20 protein-coding genes and 1 pseudogene are annotated in these 19,801 nt (G+C 67.1%); 15 read left to right on the top strand and 6 right to left on the bottom strand.

What is annotated here, in order from left to right; genetic code table 11:
- Positions 1 to 32: 32 nt before the first annotated feature.
- Together cspE and QFZ41_RS03450 are read right to left on the bottom strand one after the other, a co-directional pair.
- Positions 33 to 236 carry a transcription antiterminator/RNA stability regulator CspE gene (gene cspE, locus QFZ41_RS03445; protein WP_429197462.1) on the bottom strand — a complete coding sequence of 68 codons (204 nt, stop codon included), beginning with the start codon at positions 234 to 236 and terminating at the stop codon, positions 33 to 35.
- A gap of 303 nt (positions 237 to 539) precedes the next feature.
- On the bottom strand, positions 540 to 749 hold the full coding sequence (locus QFZ41_RS03450; protein ID WP_371024729.1) for a cold-shock protein: 210 nt from the start codon (positions 747 to 749) through the stop codon (positions 540 to 542).
- A gap of 326 nt (positions 750 to 1,075) precedes the next feature.
- Here QFZ41_RS03450 and QFZ41_RS03455 point away from each other — a divergent pair, with 326 nt between their 5' ends.
- Positions 1,076 to 1,549, top strand: a complete 474-nt coding sequence (locus tag QFZ41_RS03455; protein ID WP_429197463.1) for a hypothetical protein — start codon at positions 1,076 to 1,078, stop codon at positions 1,547 to 1,549.
- Here the strand turns inward: QFZ41_RS03455 and QFZ41_RS03460 are convergent, their stop codons facing one another.
- Positions 1,550 to 2,818, bottom strand: coding sequence for a winged helix-turn-helix domain-containing protein (locus QFZ41_RS03460; RefSeq protein ID WP_429197464.1), 1,269 nt, complete (start codon positions 2,816 to 2,818; stop codon positions 1,550 to 1,552). It abuts the gene before it with no gap.
- 119 nt (positions 2,819 to 2,937) lie between these two features.
- Here QFZ41_RS03460 and QFZ41_RS03465 point away from each other — a divergent pair, with 119 nt between their 5' ends.
- Both QFZ41_RS03465 and QFZ41_RS03470 read left to right on the top strand, forming a co-directional pair.
- A complete protein-coding gene (locus tag QFZ41_RS03465) occupies positions 2,938 to 3,462 on the top strand; it encodes a hypothetical protein (protein ID WP_429197465.1) in 525 nt (174 codons plus the stop codon).
- A gap of 137 nt (positions 3,463 to 3,599) precedes the next feature.
- Positions 3,600 to 4,667, top strand: coding sequence for a phospholipase A (locus QFZ41_RS03470; protein WP_429197466.1), 1,068 nt, complete (start codon positions 3,600 to 3,602; stop codon positions 4,665 to 4,667).
- 42 nt (positions 4,668 to 4,709) lie between these two features.
- On the opposite strand, the gene QFZ41_RS03475 is transcribed toward QFZ41_RS03470, so the two are convergent.
- Positions 4,710 to 5,192, bottom strand: coding sequence for an FKBP-type peptidyl-prolyl cis-trans isomerase (locus tag QFZ41_RS03475; protein ID WP_429197467.1), 483 nt, complete (start codon positions 5,190 to 5,192; stop codon positions 4,710 to 4,712).
- A 186-nt stretch (positions 5,193 to 5,378) separates the two neighbouring features.
- Between QFZ41_RS03475 and QFZ41_RS03480 the strand changes: the two genes are divergently transcribed.
- The 12 genes and pseudogenes from QFZ41_RS03480 to QFZ41_RS03535 all read left to right on the top strand — a co-directional run bounded on the left by QFZ41_RS03480 (position 5,379) and on the right by QFZ41_RS03535 (position 17,217).
- A complete protein-coding gene (locus QFZ41_RS03480) occupies positions 5,379 to 7,388 on the top strand; it encodes a biotin carboxylase N-terminal domain-containing protein (protein WP_429197468.1) in 2,010 nt (669 codons plus the stop codon).
- Complete coding sequence (locus QFZ41_RS03485) at positions 7,385 to 8,281, top strand: hydroxymethylglutaryl-CoA lyase (RefSeq protein ID WP_429197469.1); 897 nt, start codon at positions 7,385 to 7,387, stop codon at positions 8,279 to 8,281. Before QFZ41_RS03480 ends, QFZ41_RS03485 begins: the two co-directional genes overlap by 4 nt.
- Positions 8,282 to 8,365: 84 nt before the next feature.
- Positions 8,366 to 8,851, top strand: a pseudogene (locus QFZ41_RS03490) (GNAT family N-acetyltransferase); the annotation flags it as partial.
- A 150-nt stretch (positions 8,852 to 9,001) separates the two neighbouring features.
- A complete protein-coding gene (locus tag QFZ41_RS03495) occupies positions 9,002 to 9,337 on the top strand; it encodes a GNAT family N-acetyltransferase (RefSeq protein ID WP_429200176.1) in 336 nt (111 codons plus the stop codon).
- Positions 9,334 to 9,903 (top strand): N-acetyltransferase family protein, encoded by a 570-nt coding sequence (locus tag QFZ41_RS03500; protein ID WP_429197470.1) that lies wholly within the window; start codon positions 9,334 to 9,336, stop codon positions 9,901 to 9,903. The genes QFZ41_RS03495 and QFZ41_RS03500 overlap by 4 nt, the downstream gene beginning before the upstream one ends.
- Positions 9,904 to 10,006: 103 nt before the next feature.
- On the top strand, positions 10,007 to 10,774 hold the full coding sequence (locus QFZ41_RS03505; RefSeq protein ID WP_429197471.1) for an SDR family NAD(P)-dependent oxidoreductase: 768 nt from the start codon (positions 10,007 to 10,009) through the stop codon (positions 10,772 to 10,774).
- A 20-nt stretch (positions 10,775 to 10,794) separates the two neighbouring features.
- The gene (gene efpL / locus QFZ41_RS03510; RefSeq protein ID WP_429197472.1) at positions 10,795 to 11,361 is read left to right on the top strand and encodes an elongation factor P-like protein EfpL; all 567 of its coding nucleotides are present in this window, start codon (positions 10,795 to 10,797) and stop codon (positions 11,359 to 11,361) included.
- A 64-nt stretch (positions 11,362 to 11,425) separates the two neighbouring features.
- Positions 11,426 to 13,495 carry an FUSC family protein gene (locus QFZ41_RS03515; RefSeq protein ID WP_429197473.1) on the top strand — a complete coding sequence of 690 codons (2,070 nt, stop codon included), beginning with the start codon at positions 11,426 to 11,428 and terminating at the stop codon, positions 13,493 to 13,495.
- Between the two features lie 111 nt (positions 13,496 to 13,606).
- Complete coding sequence (locus QFZ41_RS03520; RefSeq protein WP_429197474.1) at positions 13,607 to 14,632, top strand: amidohydrolase family protein; 1,026 nt, start codon at positions 13,607 to 13,609, stop codon at positions 14,630 to 14,632.
- 95 nt (positions 14,633 to 14,727) lie between these two features.
- A complete protein-coding gene (locus QFZ41_RS03525; RefSeq protein WP_429197475.1) occupies positions 14,728 to 15,225 on the top strand; it encodes a hypothetical protein in 498 nt (165 codons plus the stop codon).
- Positions 15,226 to 15,241: 16 nt separating this feature from the next.
- The gene (gene kynU / locus QFZ41_RS03530; protein ID WP_429197476.1) at positions 15,242 to 16,519 is read left to right on the top strand and encodes a kynureninase; all 1,278 of its coding nucleotides are present in this window, start codon (positions 15,242 to 15,244) and stop codon (positions 16,517 to 16,519) included.
- Positions 16,516 to 17,217: a hypothetical protein gene (locus tag QFZ41_RS03535; RefSeq protein WP_429197477.1), complete on the top strand. Its 702-nt coding sequence runs from the start codon at positions 16,516 to 16,518 to the stop codon at positions 17,215 to 17,217. Before kynU ends, QFZ41_RS03535 begins: the two co-directional genes overlap by 4 nt.
- Before the next feature lie 121 nt (positions 17,218 to 17,338).
- Here QFZ41_RS03535 and QFZ41_RS03540 read toward each other — a convergent pair whose 3' ends face one another.
- Positions 17,339 to 18,604 (bottom strand): glutamate-5-semialdehyde dehydrogenase, encoded by a 1,266-nt coding sequence (locus tag QFZ41_RS03540; protein WP_429197478.1) that lies wholly within the window; start codon positions 18,602 to 18,604, stop codon positions 17,339 to 17,341.
- Between the two features lie 11 nt (positions 18,605 to 18,615).
- Positions 18,616 to 19,743, bottom strand: a complete 1,128-nt coding sequence (proB, locus tag QFZ41_RS03545) for a glutamate 5-kinase (RefSeq protein WP_429197479.1) — start codon at positions 19,741 to 19,743, stop codon at positions 18,616 to 18,618.
- Positions 19,744 to 19,801: the final 58 nt, after the last annotated feature.

Genomic DNA, 19,801 nt, shown 5'->3' on the forward strand with positions numbered 1-19,801 from the left:
AGGACGGGCAGCTCAAGGCCGGCCCGAACGAATCACTTCGGAACGACTTCGTCCGCCTGCGGGCCCTTCTGGCCCTGGGTCACCTTGTATTCCACCTTCTGGCCTTCCTGCAGCGACTTGAAGCCGTTGCCCTGGATGGAGCGGAAGTGCACGAACACGTCCGGACCACCCTCATCCTGAGTGATGAAGCCAAAGCCCTTGGCGTCGTTGAACCACTTAACAGTACCAGTTGCCATCACACACACCTCTATCCAACACTCGAAAACCGGCTCGCGAGCCGGCGACTTACTGGGAATGCAGGACCGGGTGAAGCGATGGAGCGTCAGACTGCTCGCTTACATCGGGTCACTCGCGTGACCGCGCAGACACAGTGGCTCCGATAATAACCACATTTTCCGGAAGTTCTGTAGGGGAACCCCTACAAGGGACGGTTTTTTGACGTCGGTCACGAAGAAATACGTGAAGAAAATGAAAAAACCCATAAAAAAAGCCGGGCGTCGCCGCCCGGCTTTTCGCAAAACTTGGGTTGCCCCGGCCGATTAAGCGGCCTGGACTTCCTCAGCCTGCAGGCCCTTCTGGCCGTTCACGACCTTGAAGGAGACCTTCTGGCCTTCGGCAAGGGACTTGAAGCCATTGCCCTGGATAGCGCGGAAGTGGACGAACACGTCCGGACCAGCCTCACGGGAAATGAAGCCGAAGCCCTTGGCGTCGTTGAACCACTTTACGGTGCCGATCTCACGATCCGACATAGAAACACTCCAATACGATTTACGAATGAAACCAGCCACTTGGTTTAAGTAGCTGCATTACTGGTGTGCAAGGAAACGCGAGGAGCGAAGCGATGTTGCGGATACGCGATCAGCTGCATCGGGTCAAACTAACTCTATGACCCCGGCAAACACAGTCCGCCGACTATACTCGTCCCTGAAGGAAATAGCGATGGCCGCGAATCCCCGGTCCTCAGCCCGTCGCTGACATCGATTTCACCTTGTTTGGGGACATGCTTGCCCCGCGTCGCACTACCTGTGCGACTTTGGCTACCATCCGTCCACGCTCGCCAAGGGGACCGACGATTATGAACCGCTTCACGACCCGCCTCGCCCCACTGCTGATCGGCGCCATCGCGCTGGCCGCCTGTTCGGACAACAAGACCAAGCCGGAACCCACCACCACCCGTACCGTAAGCTCGACCACGACGGCGAGCGGCGGCACCAAGTCCACCAGTTCGTCGACCTCGACCACGGCCGCGCCCAAGAGTGGCGCCCGTACCGGCGGCAAGCAGGCGCCCCTGCCCGACAGCACCGGCATCGCGTCTTGCGACGAATACCTGGCCAGCTACAAGAGCTGCCACCTGGCCGCCGGCATCTATGCCCGCGATCAGATCGAGAGCCGCTACGAACTCATGCGGACCAGCCTGCTGCGCCAGTCGCAGGACGCCGACATGCGCGATCAACTCTCCAACCGCTGTACGTCGCTGGCCAACCAGCTGAAGGAAGCCTTGCACGGCAAGTCGTGCGCGGACGTGCCGGCTCCCGCCTCCACACGCTGATCAGCCGGCCAGCGCCTTGCCGATGAGCGAGGCCAGTCCCTGGGGCTGGCCTCGCTCCACGACCACGCGAGGCGTCCCGTGCCAAGCCGCACACTCGCCGATCGCCGACGCCAGTCCTTCCACCAGCGCCGGCGAGACCGCCACGCCGGGTTCCAGCCATATGCCCAGAACCTGGAACAGACCACCCTGGCGGTGGGCCTTCGCATCGATGCGCCCCACGAGCCGCCCACGATGCAGGATCGGAAGCACGTAGTAGCCATATTTCCGTTTTGGCGCGGGCGTATAGCATTCGATCGTGTATTCGAAGCCGAATAGCTCCCATGCCCGTGCGCGATCCCATACGACGGGGTCGAACGGCGACAGCAAGGTGGTCTTCGTCGCCCTCAGGCCACCCCGGGTGGCCTCCTCCAGCAACGCGGCATGCTCCCGGTGCACGTACCCCGGCTCGTCCCAACCCTCCACGGCCACCTGGATCACCGAGCCGTCCGCCAGCATCGGTGCCAGTTCGTCGTCGGTGACGCGCGGCCGGAGACGGAAATAATCCGCAAGCCAGCGCGCTTTCGCGATACCCAGCGCGCGCACGCTCTCGGCGATGAAATGCCGGCGCACCGCCGCCTCGTCCATGACGCCCGCGGGCGGCGGCTCGGCCCAACGGGCGGTGACCCGTTCGGCCAGATCGTAAACGCGCTGGAAGCGCTCACGTCGCGTGACCATCAACCTGCCGAGCGCGAACCAGGCCTCCAGCCAGCGCTTCTCGGGCTTCCAGCCCCACCAGCCCTTAGCCGCCGGGGCGTCGCGCTCGAAATCGGCGGCCCGCAACGGACCTTCGCGCCGGATACGCTCAAGCAGCGCGTCCATATCGGCCCGGGCTTCGGCGTGCGTGCGCTCGGCGATCTTGTGTGCCCAATGACCTGCGCGACCTGTCCGGTAATCCCGGTGGTACCGGTACTCGCTGGAAGGGACGAAGCAGGCTTCATGTGCCCAGCATTCGGCGATGAGTCCCTCCGCCAACGCTTCGTCGAGCCATTCGTTGCGATATGCGCCAAGTCGCGAGAACAAGGTCATGTAAGGACTGCGCGCGACCACGTTGATCGTATCGATCTGCAGCAAGGCCATCCGCGAGATCGTCGGCGTGATGTCGGACTTGCGCGCCTTGCGCGTGCGACGCTTCAACAATCCCTGCGCCGCCAGGTGCAGCAGTTGCGCGGACCGGGAGGAAAGACGAAGCACGGGGGCCGTGGAGGCACCGTCGGATACGCGTGACGACACGGTGGAGGCCTTATCGCAGTTGGGCAGCCATTAAATCGTTCCTTGCTAGCGTGGGCAATGTCACCGTGCGCCGATGCGCGGCGGTGTGTCCCACCCACGCTCACGAAAGGAGGCTTTCGATGAAGAAGCAAGTTCGCGCCGTCGCTTTCGGCGCATCGCTGCTGCTGGCAGGCGCGGCATTCGCCCAGGACGCCCCGCCGGCTGGAAGAGTCCCGCCTCCGCCGCCGGGCGAAGCCACGCCCCCACCGCCCCCGCCACCCGGCGCGGTACCACCCGCCCCACCGGCGGACAGCATGCCGCCGACCACGCAGGCGCCCGACCCGAGCATGCCGCCGCCCGCGACCAACGCACCGCCACCGGCTCCCGCGGCCCCGGGCGCCGAAGCGGGCACCTCAGGCACGACCATGCCGACGCCGCAAGGCCAGGTCACGGTGAACAGCGGCCCCGCACCGGCGAAGCCGTCGGGCCCGGCGCCGGATTTCGCCACACTTGCCGGAGGAAAGGGCTCGATCAGCGAGCAGCAGGCGTCCGCCTATCCACTGCTGGCCAACGACTTCCAGTACGCGGACAGCAATCGCGACGGGAGAATCTCGAAGGCTGAATACCAACGCTGGGTGAGCAAGTCCGGAGCCAGCGGACAGTAGGAACCCTCAAGCCACCGCCGGGCCGGAAACCCGGCGGTGGCTTCCGTCTGCGCGACGCTGCACGTTCTTCACACGTCGCCGACCGCTACACTTCTCCCTCGCCGGCGCTATTCCGGCTCGCAGGGAGTCACACCAAGATGAAGCCATTCCGCGCCGCCGGCGCTCTCGGCGCCTACGCGTGCCTGCACACCGGTCTCGCCCTCGCGCAGAACCCCAGCCCCATCGATATCCGCGCCTGCGCGGGGATCGAAACCGACTCGCAGCGACTGCTCTGCTACGACAAGGCCGTGGGCCGCGACCAGCTGCCGCAGGCACAGAAGAAAGAAGACCGCAGCGGTGAGTCCATCAGCGTCGATCTCGCGACGCGTAACTCGGGCGGCGTGGCCAAGCCACTCTCGCTGCTCGACAGCCGATGGGAACTGTCGCCCGAATCCAAGCTCGGCACGTTCAACCTGCGTGGCTACAAGCCGACGTATGCACTGCCGTTCTTCGGTACGACCAAGCAGAACACCACGCCGCACAGTCCCGCGCCGGACCATACGGTGTCGACACCGCAGGAATTGCAGAGCGTCGAGGCCAAGTTTCAGATCAGTCTGAAGACCAAGGTCGCGGAGAACCTGTTCGACGACAACGGCGACGTCTGGGTGGGCTACACCCAGTCCTCCCGGTGGCAGGTATACAACACCGACAACTCACGCCCCTTCCGGGAAACCAACTACGAGCCGGAAGCGATGCTGGTGTTCAACACCAACTACCAGATCCTGGGATGGAATGGCCGCCTGGCCGGCATCGGCATCAACCACCAATCCAATGGACGTGCCGACCCCCTCTCGCGCAGCTGGAACCGCGTGGTCGCGGATATCGGGCTGGAACGCGAGGGCTGGACGATCATGCTGCGCCCATGGTGGCGCATTCCGGAAGATCGCAAGGACGACGACAATCCCGACATCCAGGACTATATGGGCCGCGGCGAGATCCAGGTGGTGCACGAGGTGGGCCGCCAGGAATTCGGCCTTACCGCGCGCCATTCGTTCCGCGGAGGGGATCGGTCGCACGGGTCGCTGCGTGGAACGTGGAGCTTTCCCGTGGCGGGCAACCTGCGCGGCTACCTCGAGATATTCAACGGCTACGGCGAAAGCCTGATCGATTACAACCACCGGGCCACGTACCTGGGCCTGGGTGTATCGCTGCTGGATTGGTATTGACTCCTGCCCTGTGGGATGCGTCCCACAGGGCAGGCAAGGCGATCAGTGGTGGTGGCCGCCTTCGCCGTGCACGTGGCCGTGCGACAGTTCTTCGTCGGTGGCTTCGCGCACGTTGGTGATCTCGACCGCGAAGTGCAGCGTCTGGCCGGCCAGCGGATGGTTGCCGTCGACGGTGACGTTGTCGCCTTCGATCTTGCTCACGGTCACGTTGATGCTGCCCTGGTCGTTGCGACCCTGGAACTGCATGCCCGGCTGGAGGTCTTCGACCCCCTGGAACGCGGCGCGCGGCACCACCTGGATCAGTTCGGCGTGACGCGGGCCGTAACCTTCCTCGGGAGCGACGTCCACCTTGAACTGATCGCCGGCCGAACGGCCTTCCAGCGCCTTTTCCAGCCCCGGCACGATATGGCCTTCACCATGGATATAGGCCAGCGGCTCACGCCCGTCCGAACTGTCGATGACGTTGCCCTGGTCATCGGTCAGCGTGTAATGAAAGGAAACGGCGTGTCGATTGGCGATCTGCATGAAAATTCTCGCTCTGGAGGGGATGAGGGAAGACGTGGATGCCCTCCGGGACCTCCAAGGCTAGGCGACCCGTCCGCGTACTGCAAATCGAAGAGGTCCGGATGCTGCGGCGCAACCCGCCGCGACGCCGCGATCTGCTAGCTTTCCCGCTTTTCCCACCCCTGGCGAGATCCTGATGGGAGCCGCATGTTCGACTGCATTCTGATCGCCAATCGTGGCGAGATCGCCTGCCGCGTGATCCGGACCTGCCGCCGCCTCGGCATCCGCACCGTCGCCGTGTACTCCACGGCCGATGCCGACGCCCAGCATGTACGCCTGGCTGACGAAGCGTGGCCCATCGGTGGACCGCGCCCCGCCGAATCCTACCTGCGCGGCGAGGCGATCCTGGAGGTGGCTCGCCGCAGCGGCGCACAGGCCATCCATCCCGGTTACGGCTTCCTCTCCGAAAACACGGATTTCGCCCGGGCCTGTGCCGGGGCCGGCATCGCCTTCATCGGCCCGCGTCCGGAAAGCATCGATGCCATGGGTTCCAAGGCCGCCGCCAAGGCGCTGATGGAGAAGCACGCCGTGCCGCTGGTGCCGGGTTATCACGGGGAGGACCAGGACCCGGCGCACCTGGCCGCCGAAGCCGCGAAGACAGGCTTCCCGCTGATGATCAAGGCCGCCGCGGGGGGCGGTGGCAAGGGCATGCGCATCGTGCGCGACGCGGCCGGCTTCGCCGAAGCCCTCGCCTCAGCGCAACGCGAAGCGGCGAACGCCTTCGGCGACACGCGCGTGATCCTCGAGCGTTACGTGGAACACCCGCGGCACATCGAATTCCAGGTGTTCGGCGACACTCACGGCAACATCATCCACCTCAACGAACGCGAATGTTCCGCGCAGCGCCGCTACCAGAAAGTCCTGGAGGAAACGCCTTCGCCCTTCCTCGATGGCGAGCGCCGCGCACGCATGGGAGCGGCGGCCGTCGCCGCCGCGCGCGCGGTCGATTACGTGGGTGCGGGCACGGTCGAATTCATCGTCGGCCAGGATGGCGAATTCTTCTTCATGGAAATGAATACGCGCCTGCAAGTGGAGCATCCGGTCACCGAGGAGACCCTCGGCGTCGACCTCGTCGAATGGCAGCTCCGCGTGGCCTACGGCGAGGCCTTGCCGCTGCGCCAGGAGGATGTCCGCGCCAGCGGCCACGCGATCGAGGTGCGCCTGTACGCCGAGGATCCGGAAGCGAATTTCCTGCCGGGTTCCGGCCGCCTGCTCGCGCTGAGCTTGCCCGAACCGTCGAGGCACGTGCGGCTCGACGGCGGCGTGGTCGCGGGCGACACGGTGACGATCTTCTACGACCCCATGATCGCCAAGCTCATCGTCCACGACCGCGACCGCGCGCAGGCACTCGAGCGCCTGCGTGAAGCGCTGGCGCGGACGGAGATCGTCGGGCCGAAATCCAACGTGGCCTTCCTCGAGCGCCTTGCCCGCCACCCCGCGGTGGTGGAAGGACGCATCGACACGGGCTACCTCGATCGCCATCTCGATGAATTCCTCGTGGGCAGGGCGCAGGCGGGCGATCTCGGCCGCTTCGCCGCGGCCACGGCCGTGCTGCTCACCGACGAAGCGACGCCGGCCGCGGCCGCCGGCGATCCTCACTCACCGTGGGCCAGCGCCGATGCGTGGCGCCTGGGTCACCCCGGGAAGCGCGTGGTCGCCTTGATGGAAGGCGATGTCCGCCACGAGATCGACGCGCATGGCCACGACGGCGACTATGTCCTCCACCACGGCGATAGCTCGTGCATCGTGGCAGGCGCCCGCATGGCGGACGGCATCCTGTCCGCGCGGTTCGACGACCGTGCGCGGCGCGTTCCCTTGTCCATCGAAGGACAGCGCGTGCGCTTGCACGACGAAGCGGGACACCGGTGGACATTCGAACGCGCGCCGGCATACGCATGGTTCGGCGAGGCCGCCGCCGGTGCCCGCCAGCTCGTCGCGCCCATGCCGGGGCGTATCGTCCTGGTCCGCGTGTCGCCGGGCGAAGCGGTCGAGGAAGGCCAGGAGTTGCTGGTGATGGAAGCGATGAAGATGGAACTGGCCTTGAAGGCGCCGCGTGCCGGCACCATCGAGTCGATATCCGCGGCGCAAGGCGATTTCGTGGACGCCGATGCGATCCTCGTCCGCTTCGCGGAAACGGCCCCGCAGGAATCCGCATGAACGCTTCGAACCATGTCCGCCTCGTCGAAGTCGGTCCGCGCGACGGGTTGCAGAACGAGAAAACCCTGTTGCCCGCGGCGGTGAAGATCGAACTGATCGACCGCCTCTCCGCCACGGGCCTGGCCACCATCGAGGCCACCAGTTTCGTCAGTCCGAAGTGGGTCCCCCAACTGGCCGACGCGGAAGAGGTGTTTCGCGGCATTCGCAAGACACCGGGCGTGGCCTATCCCGTGCTCGTGCCGAACCTGCAGGGCTACGAACGCGCGCGCGACGTGGGCGCCACCGAAATCGCCGTGTTCACCGCGGCGTCCGAGGCCTTCAACCGCGCCAACATCAACGCGTCGATCGACGAATCCATCGACCGTTTCGTGCCCGTGCTCGAACGCGCGCGAGCGGACGGCGTGGCCGTCCGCGGCTATGTCTCCACCGTGCTTGGTTGCCCTTACCAGGGCGAGGTGCCCGTGGCCGACGTGGTCCGCGTCGCGCGCCGGCTCCATGAACTGGGTTGCCATGAAGTCTCCCTCGGCGACACGATCGGCGTGGGTACGCCGGTGAAGGCCCGCGACATGCTGCGGGCCGTCGCCCGCGAGGTCCCGATGTCCGCCCTGGCCGTCCATTTCCATGACACCTACGGCCAGGCGTTGGCCAATATCCTCGCCTGCCTCGACGAGGGCGTCCGTGTGGTCGACAGCGCCGTCTCCGGCACGGGCGGCTGCCCCTATGCGAAGGGAGCCACGGGAAACGTCGCCAGCGAAGACGTGGCGTACATGCTCCACGGCATGGGCATGACGACGGGGATCGACCTCGACAAGCTGGTCGAGACGGGAGCCTGGTTGGCCGGACAGTTGGGCAAGGAAACCGCCAGCCGCGTCACGCGGGCGCGCACGGCCTGAACGCCCGCGACATGCCATCGCTTCGCCGGTTCACCGCCGCCGGAGCGGCTGCCACCAGACCGTGTTTCATGGCAGCATCCATCCATGCCCGCCGACTACCTCATCCGCCCCATCGAGCCGCGCGACGATGCCGACATCGCCGCCGTCATTCGTACCGTCATGCCTGAATTCGGCGCCGACGGGCCCGGTTTCGCCATTCACGATGCCGAAGTGGATCGCATGTCGGCCGCGTATTCGCAGCCGCGAACCGCCTATTTCGTGGTCGAGAAAGAAGGGCACGCGATCGGTGGCGGTGGCATCGCCCCACTGGAGGGCGGCGATGCCGAGACGTGCGAACTGCGCAAGATGTATTTCCTGCGCGAAGCGCGCGGAACGGGCGCCGCGTCGCAGCTGATCCGCCGTTGCCTGGACGCCGCGCGCCGCGCCGGGTTCTCGCGCTGCTACCTCGAGACACTCACAGGCATGGATGCCGCGCAGACGCTCTATCTCCGCCATGGTTTCACTCGCATCGACGCCCCCATGGGCGGCACCGGCCATTTCAGCTGCGACCGCTTTTTCCTGCGCAACCTCAACGACGGCGACCTCATCGTCGCGCCGACTCCGCCGTCGCTGGTCTTCGCCATCGACGACCCGGGCCGCGAGGACGTGCTTCCGCTGATCGAGCAGCTGCACGGCTACCTCTCCGACCTCGACCGGCACCTCCCGCCGCCGGCGGCAAGCGTGGAAAGCCTGCGCCAGCCGCACACCACTTTCATGACCGCTCGCGTCGACGGCATTCCGCTGGCCTGTGGCGCGGGCGTCGACCACGGCGACTACGTCGAGTTGAAATACATGTACGTGCTGCCGGCCTGCCGCGGCATGGGCCTGGGCAAGCAGATGCTCGAGGCACTCGAACAACAGGTGCGCGCCAACGGCGGAACCATGGTGAAGCTGGAGACCGGCACGGCCCAGACCGAATCCATCGAACTGTACGAACGTTCGGGGTATCGCCGTTGCCGGCCATTCGGAGAGCACGGCGCCCAACCCTCCAGTGTTTTCATGGAGAAGCCGCTGTGATCCGTATCGCCGCCGATGCGGACGCCGCCGCGTGCCATGCCATCTATGCGCCGGTCGTCGAAAGCAGTGCGATCACCTTCGAGACCGAGCTGCCCGGTGAGGAAGCCATGCGTGGGCGGATTCGCGGCAAGCTCGCCCACCATCCCTGGCTGGTCTGGGAAGAAAACGGCGAGGTGCTCGCCTATGCCTACGCCGGTCGCTTCCGCGAACGCGCCGCGTACGACTGGATCGCCGAGACCTCCATCTACGTGCACGAAAAGGCCCGCCGCCGTGGCATCGCCCGCCGCCTCTACGGTGCGTTGCTAGGCGCGATGCACCTGCAGGGCATCAACCAGGCCGTGGGTGTGATCACCCTTCCCGGCGACACCAGCGTGGCGATGCACGAGTCGATGGGTTTCGCGCCTGCCGGCGTCTGGCCAAAGGCGGGCTACAAGCTCGGCCGATGGTGGGACGTGGGCGTGTGGAACCTGTTCCTTTCCGAACCCGCCACGCCGCCGCCGGCGGTCGTCCCCTTCGCCAGCCTGGCCGCATCGGACGAGCTGAAGGCACTCCTGGCCCGGTCTTGAGGCCCTTCCAGGCAGGTGCGGCCGCATGTGCCGCCGCACAACGCCAACCTTCGTGCCCTCGGCTAAGATGTGCCTCTTTGCCAGTCGCACCAGCGGAGCTTTCATGCAACTCGAACAGGTCAGGGCCGTCATCACCGGCGGCGTATCCGGTCTGGGTCACGCCGTCGCCCAACGCCTCATCGCCGCCGGCGCGAAGGTCGCGCTTTTCGATGTCAACGAGGAAAAGGGCCAGGCCGCGATCGCCGCGCTCGGTGCGAACGCCACCTTCCAGCGCACCGACGTCACCTCCGAGGAAGGCGTCGCCACGAACGTCGCCGCCGCGCGTGAAGCGATGGGCGGCCTGAACGTCGTGGTGAACTGCGCAGGCATCCTCGGTGCGGGGCGTGTGCTTGGCAAGGAAGGGCCGATGCCCTTGTCCACGTTCACGGGCACCGTGATGGTCAACCTCGTGGGCAGTTTCAACGTCGCCAAGGCAGCCGCCCAGTTCATGCAGTCCAATGCCGCGGGCGAAGACGGCGAACGCGGCGTGATCGTCAACACGGCCTCCGTCGCCGCGTACGAAGGACAGATCGGCCAGGCCGCCTATTCGGCCTCCAAGGGAGGCGTGGTCGGCATGACCCTGCCGATGGCACGCGAACTGTCGCGCTTCGGCATTCGCGTCAACACGATCGCCCCCGGCATCTTCTGGACGCCGATGGTCGACGGCATGCCGCCTCAGGTGCAGGAATCGTTGTCCGCGTCGATTCCCTTCCCCTCGCGCCTGGGCAAGCCCGGGGAGTTCGCCGACACCGTCGCTTTCATCCTCACCAGCCGCTACATCAACGGCGAGACCATCCGCCTCGACGGCGCCGTGCGTCTCGCTCCGAAATAACCCACTCCAAGTCGAACGACATGAAAGCATCCGAAGTAAAGAAGGGTAACGTCGTCGAGAACGACGGCACCGTGTACCAGGTCCGCGACATCGAACGTAGCGCGCCCACCGCGCGTGGCGGCAACGTCACGTTTCGCTTCACGCTGTATTCGATCCCGGGCAACCGCAAGTTCGACCTCAGCCTGCGCGCCGACGACGACCTGAAGGAAGTCGAACTGAGCCGGCGCGCGGCGAAGTTTTCGTACATGGACGGCGACGCGTTCGTCTTCATGGACGACGAGGACTATACCCAGTACGTACTGGGGCCCGAGGTGGTCGGCGACAACGCCGGCTACGTCGTGGAAGACCTCGAGGGATACTACGTGCAGGTGATCGACGATGCGCCGGTCGGCCTCCAGGTCCCCACCTCGGTCGTTCTCGCCGTCACGGACACCGCGCCGGAGCTCAAGGGCGCCAGCGCCACGAAGCGGACGAAGCCGGCCACCTTGCAAACCGGCATCGAAGTGCAGGTGCCCGAGTACATCACCACCGGCGAGAAGGTCACCGTGAACACCCTCACCGGGGAGTTCGCGGGGCGCGCCTCGTGATCGTGGCGGGACGGAATCGCGATAGCGCGACTCCGTCCCGCGCCGCCCGTCTTCCGCATACGCCATGAGCAACGGTTATTCGCTCCGCGCCAGCGTCATCGATACGCTGATCCGCACGAAGCGACCCGACGTTCCGCTGAGGGTCGCGCTGCGCAACACCGCGGCGGTGGTGTTGCCGATGGCGCTCGGCATGTGGCTGGGTTATCCGCAGGTAGGCACCGGTATCGCCGCCGGGGCCCTCGATACGATGTTTTCGGACCAGCCGGGCCCGTACCAGCAGCGCCTGAGCCGCCTTTTCCTCGCCGCGCTGGCGGCCGGTGCCGCTTCGCTGGTCGGCTTCCTCATCGGCGACTGGATCCTGCCGATGTGCGTCGCCTGCGCGGTGTGCGGGTTCTTCGGCGGCCTGCTGGTCGTGTTCGGCCCGGATATCGCCCGCGTGGGCATGACGAGCATGCTGCTGCTCGTGATCACCGCGGCGACGCCGAAGGATCTCTACGGATCGATGGCGGGGGGCAGCCTCATCTTCGCCGGTGGCATGTTGCTGGCGGTGTTCTCGATCGCCGCGTGGCCGCTGCAACGCTACCGTCCCGAACGGCTCGCCCTGGCCACGGTCTACCGGGGCCTCGCCGACCTCGCGCGCAAGCCACAGAAGGATGGCGAGGCACCCGGCCTCACCGATGCCATGAACGCGCTGCAAAGCACCCTCCTCGGCCGCCACCATGCGCGCGGCCGCGCGATGGAAGCCTTCCGCGTGCTGCTCGAGCTGGCCGAACGCATCCGCCTCGAGCTTATCGCCATGGCGGAACTCGAGACGCGCCGCGACGGCATGGGCGAAATGTTCCGCAACGACGCGGCGCGCGTGCTCGCCGCGACCGCCGACGCGCTCGATGCCGCCGAGCCACCACAACGCGCGGAGCGCGCGCTGGCCACCTTGCAAGCGAGCGAGCGGGCCCTGCTTGCCGGCTCCACCGGCATGGGCCTCGGCGTCCACATCCAGGCGCTTTCGGGACAGCTCGCCGCCGTGGTGCGCAACACCAACTGGGCCGGTTCACGCGGCGAGGAGCGCGCGCAGCGGGCGGAGACGGCGTTGCCGGAGACCCTGCGCAGTGCCTCGGCACTGGCCACCCTGCGCGCCAACCTCACACCAGGGTCGGTCGCCTTCCGCCATGCGGTGCGTTGCGCGGTCGTCCTCACCCTCGCCTTCGCGGTATCGCGCTATTACGGTTTGCCGCATGGCTACTGGCTGCCGATGACGGCCGCCATCGTGCTCCGTCCCGACTTCGCGGCCACCTTCAATTTCGGTTTGCTGCGCGTCGTCGGCACCGTGCTCGGCCTCATGCTCACCACACTGGTGCTTCGCCTCACCCCGGACGTCGCCTGGGCGCACATCGCGGTGATGGGCGTGCTCTGCGTCGCCTTCCGTTATCTCGCCGGTGCCCACTACGGCATCGCCGTCGCCGCGCTGACCGGCACCGTGGTCGTGCTGCTGTCGTTCGAAGGCGTGGATCCGTTCTCGGCCATGTCCGACCGCGTGCTCAACACGGCGTTGGGCAGCGGGCTGGCCCTGATCGCCTATGTGCTCTGGCCGTCGTGGGAGCGGCATCGCGCGCGAAGCGCCCTTTCGGAAATGCTCTGCGCCTACGCGGAGTACCTCGATGCGCTTGTCGAGCCCGCCGACCGCGGCACCCGTCACGAAGTGCGCATGGGCACGCGCACCGCGCGCACCAACGCGCAGGCGTCGCTGGACCGCATGCGCGCCGAACCCGGCACGCCGGCGGTGCTGCTCGAACTGGCGGAAACGCTCTACGCGAACGGCAACCGGCTCGCGCGGACGGCGATGAGCCTCGAGTCGCTGATCGATGCCGACGACGTCCCGGAAGCCTGGGCGCATGTCGGGCCCTTCATTCGCGAAGCCTCGGTGGCCTTGCGCGCGCAGGCCGGGGCGCTGACGCGGGCGGAGCCCATCGCCACGCCGCCTGGCCTGCGCGAACACCAGCGCACACTGGTGGAGGCGCTGTCGCGAGCCAAGGACCGTGAATTGGCCGAGGCCGCCGGCCGCCTGACGGACCGCCTCACCGACAACGTCGACACGATCGCGCACGTGGTCAACCGGCGAAGCACGGCTCCGGCCTGATCGCCGCTGAAGCGGCTCCCACAAAGGCCAACGTCCATCGGGCATCGCCCGCCGGCGCCGCTTGCTGCACCGCGAGAGGCCCCGTCATGGCCCCGGCGCTACACTCGGGCCATGCTCAAGATCGATACCCACGCGCACATCCTGCCCCGTGACTGGCCCGATCTGGCCGCACGCCACGGCGACGATCGCTTTCCGGTGATGACCCATTCCGGCGGTCACCACCGGATCTACAAGGACGGCAAATTCTTCAGGGAGGTGTGGGACTCGGCTTTCGACGCAGAGCACCGGATCGCCGACTACGCGCGGTTCGGCGTGGGCGTGCAGGTCGTCTCCACCGTGCCGGTGATGTTCTGCTACTGGGCCAAGGGCCATCAGGCGCTCGAGCTGCATACGCATCTCAACGACACCATGGCCGGCGTGTGCGAAGCGCATCCCCGCCATTACGCCGGCATCGGCACGGTGCCCCTGCAGTCGCCCGCCCTGGCCATACGCGAACTGGAACGCTGCATCGACGAGCTGGGCCTGCAGGGCGTGCAGATCGGCTCGCACTGTAACGAATGGAACCTCGACGCGCCCGAGCTCTTTCCGTTTTTCGAAGCCGCCGCCGATCTCGGCGCGGCGATCCTGGTCCACCCCTGGGACATGATGGGCACCGATTCCATGCCCAAGTACTGGCTGCCGTGGCTCGTCGGCATGCCCGCCGAGCAATCGCGCGCGGCCTGCGCCCTGATCTTCGGCGGCGTGCTGGAACGCCTGCCTGAACTGAAGATCATGCTGGCCCACGGCGGCGGGAGTTTTCCGTATTCCATCGGCCGCATCGAGCACGGTTTCCGCATGCGGCCGGACCTCGTCGCCACGGACAACGCGCGCAACCCACGCGAGTACATGTCGCGCCTCTACTTCGATTCCTGCGTGCACGACGACGCCGCGCTGCGCTACCTCCTGCAGGCCGCCGGCACGGATCGCGTGATGCTCGGCACCGATTATCCCTTCCCGCTGGGCGAGCAGGAACCAGGCAGCGGCATCGAGGCGCTCGGCCTCGACGATGCCGCGCGCGCCCGCCTGTTCCATGGCACCGCGCTGGAGTGGCTGGGCGTGCCCAAGACGCGCTTCCAGGCGGTATCCGCCGTGGCGTGACCGGGCGCACAACGGCGTACGCCATCCGTCCACGGCCGCTGTGCCAGAATGCCGCTGTTAACGCGGCCGCGCCGCCATTCCAGGGACCCCTCATCGTGAACCGCCCTTTGCGTGCCCTCCTGATCGCCGCCGTTCTGGCAAGCCCCGCCCTCGGCGCGACCGACGTCTCCATGGCCGGGGGCGACATCCGCTTTCCCGTGCCCGATGGCTGGGTGCCGATCATGCAGTCCGAGGGCGAAAAGGAAACCCAGGTGTTCCAGGTGCCGGGATCCAGCGCCGCCGACGCGACACTGGCCCGCGTCTCGATCGCCGTGCAGAAGGTGCCCAATCTCAACGGCTTCCAGCAGTTCGCCGGCAACTTGCGCAGCCACGCCACCGCCTTGCCCGAATATGCGGCAGGCAAGGCCAGCTCGCCCACCGAGAACGTCTATACGGCAAAGGAAGGCACGGTGAAGCTGGAATATTTCGAGCGCTATTTCTACAGCAAGGGCTACGCCATCCAGTTGCGCTGCATCCGCCCCGCCGGCGACGCGAAATTCAGCGCGGCCTTCGACAAGGGCTGCGCCGACGTGGCCGCCCGCATGCCTTCCTGATCGCCGGACTCCTTTCATGACTGCTTTCGAAGCGACGCGCGCATGGGCCGAAGCCCAGGACGCCGCGGATCCGCTGCGCGGCTTCCGCGCCGACTTTCATATTCCGCGGCACGCGGGACACGACACGTTGTACTTCTGCGGCAACTCGCTCGGCCTGCAACCGAAGGGGGTGCGTGCCGCGATCGAGGGCGAACTCGAGGACTGGTCCGGCCTGGCGGTGGAAGCGCATTTCCGCGGACGATCGCCGTGGATGCACTATCACGAATACGTGCGCGACGCGATGGCCGAGGTGGTCGGCGCGCAACCGCATGAAGTAGTGGCGATGAATTCGCTCGGGGTGAACCTGCACCTCATGCTGGTCAGCTTCTACCGTCCCACGGCCGAACGGCCGGCCATCCTCATGGAGGCCGGCGCGTTCCCCACCGACCGCTACGCCCTCGAATCACAAGTACGCTTCCATGGCTTCGATCCGGCCACCGACCTGATCGAGATCCAGCCCGACGGCGAAGGCGGCACGCTTTCGATGGCCGCCCTCGAACACGCCATCGCCGCGCACGGCCACCGGGTCGCCTTGATCCTGCTACCCGGCGTGCAGTACCGCACGGGGCAAGTCTTCGATCTCGCGTCCATCGTGCGCCTCGGCCACGCACACGGATGCATCGTGGGCTTCGACCTCGCCCACGCCGCCGGCAACCTGCCACTGGCGCTGCACGACAGCGGCGCGGACTTCGCGGTGTGGTGCACATACAAATACCTCAACGCCGGCCCCGGTGCCGTCGCCGGCTGCTTCGTCCACGATCGGCATGCGCACGCGGACGTGCCGCGCTTCGCCGGCTGGTGGGGTCACGATAAGCACACGCGCTTCAAGATGGGCCCGCGATTCGTTCCCACACCGGGCGCCGATGGATGGCAGTTGTCCAACCCGCCGATCCTGGCGCTGGCGCCGCTGCGCGCTTCGCTGGAGGTGTTCGGCCGTGCGGGCATGCCGCGCCTGGTCGAAAAAAGCCGGCGGCTCACCGCGTACCTCGACTGGCTGATCCGCGCGCGTCTCGGCGACACGCTGGACATCGTCACTCCCGACGACCCGGCGCAGCGCGGTGCGCAATTGTCGGTGCGCGTACGCGAAGGACGCGACGCCGGACGTTCGTTGTTCGAGTATCTCGAGCGGCAGGGCGTCATCGGCGACTGGCGCGAGCCCGACGTCATCCGCCTCTCGCCCACCCCACTCTACAACCGCTACAGCGATTGCCTCGGGGCCATGGAAGCCATCGAAGCATGGCGGTCGCAGGCATGAGCGAACGCGATGTCTATCCTTCGCCGTACAGCGAACGCGGCCCTGGTTTCGCTGTACAGGGCGTCACGCACTGGCTGCGTGTCGTGCCGGGCCGGGTCCTGCTCGGACTGAAGGCCGGCGGCCTTCCCGTGTCCCTGCCGGAACGCCCGGCCGGTCTCAGCCACCCCGGCATCAAGGCGAAGGCCAATGGCTATGAAACAGCTATCGACGACGTCAGCAGCCATTGGCTGCGCGAACATCCGGAAACGTGCGATCGCTATGTCGCCGCGCTTCGCGAGGTCCTGAAGCAGCCGCGCGTGCGCCTGGACGGCTATGCCACGCATGCCATCTTCATGGGATCGGTGGAGCTGTTCGCAGGCCCGCGGCTCGACCGTGTCAACCTGGAACTGGACGATGAGGATGGCTCATTCCCACGCGCCATGGCACTCCTGCGCGGCGCTCCGCGCGATACGCGCACGGCGTTCGCCATGCCGTTGGAGCCCGGCATGGGCAGCTTCGAGGACCCCTTGTTCCTCGCGGGGGAACAGGCATGGATCGATGGCCAGCGCGTATTGATCGAATACACGCCCGATGAAGGTGGGCGCGCGGAAACAGTGGCATTGGACCGCGATGCGCTGGCGGACGCGATCGAGCGCGCGTGGTACGCGATGATGGATGTGTCCGAACGCATCGGCGCGGAGCTCGGGCGACTGCGTTGATCGCGTCGAGAGGAGTGGGTGGGAGCCGACCCTGTCGGCGATTCCGCAGCAGCGGGCCAGGTTGCGGCACGCACCCATCGCCGACAGGGTCGGCTCCCACCATAGCACGAAGCGCCGGCCATCACTGCAACGACGAGGGATGCCTCACCTGCCCTTCCCCGCGCACCACGAATCGCTCTACGGTTAGCGACTCGGCGCCCATCGGGCCATAGGCGTGCAAACGCGTGGTGGAGATACCGATCTCCGTCCCGAGACCGAGTTCACCACCGTCACTGAAGCGCGAAGACGCGTTGACCATGACGACCGCCGAGCGGAGCGAATGCACGAAGCGTTCCGCTGTGGCCTGGTCGCGTGTCGCGATGACCTCGGTGTGGTCGGAGCCGTAGCGACGGATATGCGCGATCGCCTGCTCCACGCCATCGACGACACGGACGGCGATGATCAGGTCGAGGAATTCGGCGGCGTAGTCGTCTTCACCGGCGGCGGCGACATCGGCTACCACGGCGCGGACACCGTCGTCGCCCCGCACGTCGACACCGCGCTCACGCAAGCGTGCGATGGCGCGCGGCAGGAAGGTCGCGGCGACATCGCGATGAACCAGCATCGTCTCCAGCGCGTTGCATACGCCCGGACGAGTCGTCTTTCCGTCCAGGAGCAGGCGCAACGCGAGCTCCTGGTCGGCATCCACGTCGACGTAGAGATGGCAGACACCCTTGTAGTGCTTGATGACGGGCACGCGGGCATGCTCGGCGACGAAGCGGATCAACCCTTCGCCACCGCGCGGAATGGCCAGGTCGATGATATCGGTAAGTTGGAGGAGTTCCACCATCGTTTCGCGGCGCGGGTCGTCCAGCAGCGTCAACGCGGATTCGGGTATGCCTTCCTCGCGCAACGCGCGGCACAAGGCCCTGGCGATCGCCACGTTCGAATGCATGGCATCCGATCCGCCCCGCAGGATCACCGCGTTGCCCGCCATGAGGCACAGGGCGGCGGCATCGGCGGTGACGTTGGGGCGGGCTTCGTAGATCATGGCGATCACGCCCAACGGGATGCGCTCGCGTTCGACGACGATGCCATTGGGCCGCGTTTCGCGACGGGTGATCACCCCGACGGGATCGGGCAACGTGGCCACCTCGCGGATGGCGCCGACGATGGCATCGACACGGTCTTCGTCCAGACGCAGGCGATCGAGCATCGCGCCGCTCGTCGCGTTGGCCACCGCCGCATCCATGTCGCGTCGATTCGCCGCGATGACGGCGGCCGCGTCGGCGGCCAACGCATCGGCCATGCGGTGGAGCAGGCGCCGCTTCGCCACCGTGTCCAGGCCGGCCACCACGGCGGCGGCGTCCCGGCAGGCGATGGCGCGTTCACGCAGGGAGGATGGCATGGCGACCTCGCTCATTCGGGAAAGACGACGAGATCGTCGCGGTGCACGACGCTCTCGCCGTAACTGTAGCCGAGCACACCATCGATCTCCCGCGTATGGCGCCGGGCGATGCGGCGGACATCGCCGGCGGCATATTGCGAGACGCCTCGCGCGAACACGGTGTGGCCGTCACCGATCTCGACGACGTCGCCTCGCGCGAACTCGCCTTCGGCGCCGACGACACCGCCCGGCAACAACGACGCACCGCGCGAGCGAAGCGCATCCGCCGCTCCCTCATCCACGACGATGCGGCCTCCGGCAGGGGTATGCCGCAGCCAGTATTTGCGCGCGGCAAGGCGGCTCCGTGGCGCGCGCAGGCGTGTCCCCGTGAGCACGCCCGAGGCCAGGCGGCCCACGCAGGCGGCATCGCGGCCATCGAACAGGATGGTCTCGATACCGGCCGCCGCTGCCTTGATCGCCGCCTCCAGCTTCGTCCGCATGCCTCCGGTACCCGCCGCACTGCCCGCGCCACCCGCGCTGGCCATGTGGCCGGGCGTGACCTCGGCGACGTCGTCGACAGCCCGCGCGTCCGGATCGGTGCGGGGATTGGCCGTGTACAAGCCGCCGATGTCGGAAGCGACCAGCAAGAGGTCGGCGTCGACGAGCGCGGCGACGATGGCGGCGAGGTTGTCGTTGTCGCCGAGCTTGAGCTCGTCGACGGCGACGGTGTCGTTCTCGTTGATGACCGGGATCGTGCCGAGGGCGAGGAGCTCCCGCAACGTGGAGCGTGCGTTGAGGTAGCGACGGCGGTTGCGCAGGTCGTCGTGGGTGAGCAGGACCTGGGCGACGGGGTCGACGAAGAATCCTTGCCAGAGCGCGATCAGCCGCGTCTGGCCCAGCGCGGCCAACGCCTGCCTTCCGGCCAGTCCCGCACCGCGTTCGGGCGCGGCGAGGCCACGGCCCGCCGCCACCGCGCCGGAAGAGACGATGACGACTTCACGGCCGGCCTCGCGGCTGCGGGTGACGAACGCCGCCAGCGCCTCGGCATGGATGCCCGTGAGCGCGCCACCGGGCGCGGTCAACAGGCTGCTGCCGACCTTTAGGACGGCGCGGCGCCAGGGAGGCAGCGATTGTTCGGTGAAGCCGGTCGACCTGGTCATGATTCGCACCCTCGTTATCGCCGACAGGGTCGGCTCCCACCGAGCCATCCCGCTACCG

The sequence above is a fragment of the Luteibacter sp. W1I16 genome (assembly GCF_050434905.1).
GTDB lineage: Bacteria > Pseudomonadota > Gammaproteobacteria > Xanthomonadales > Rhodanobacteraceae > Luteibacter.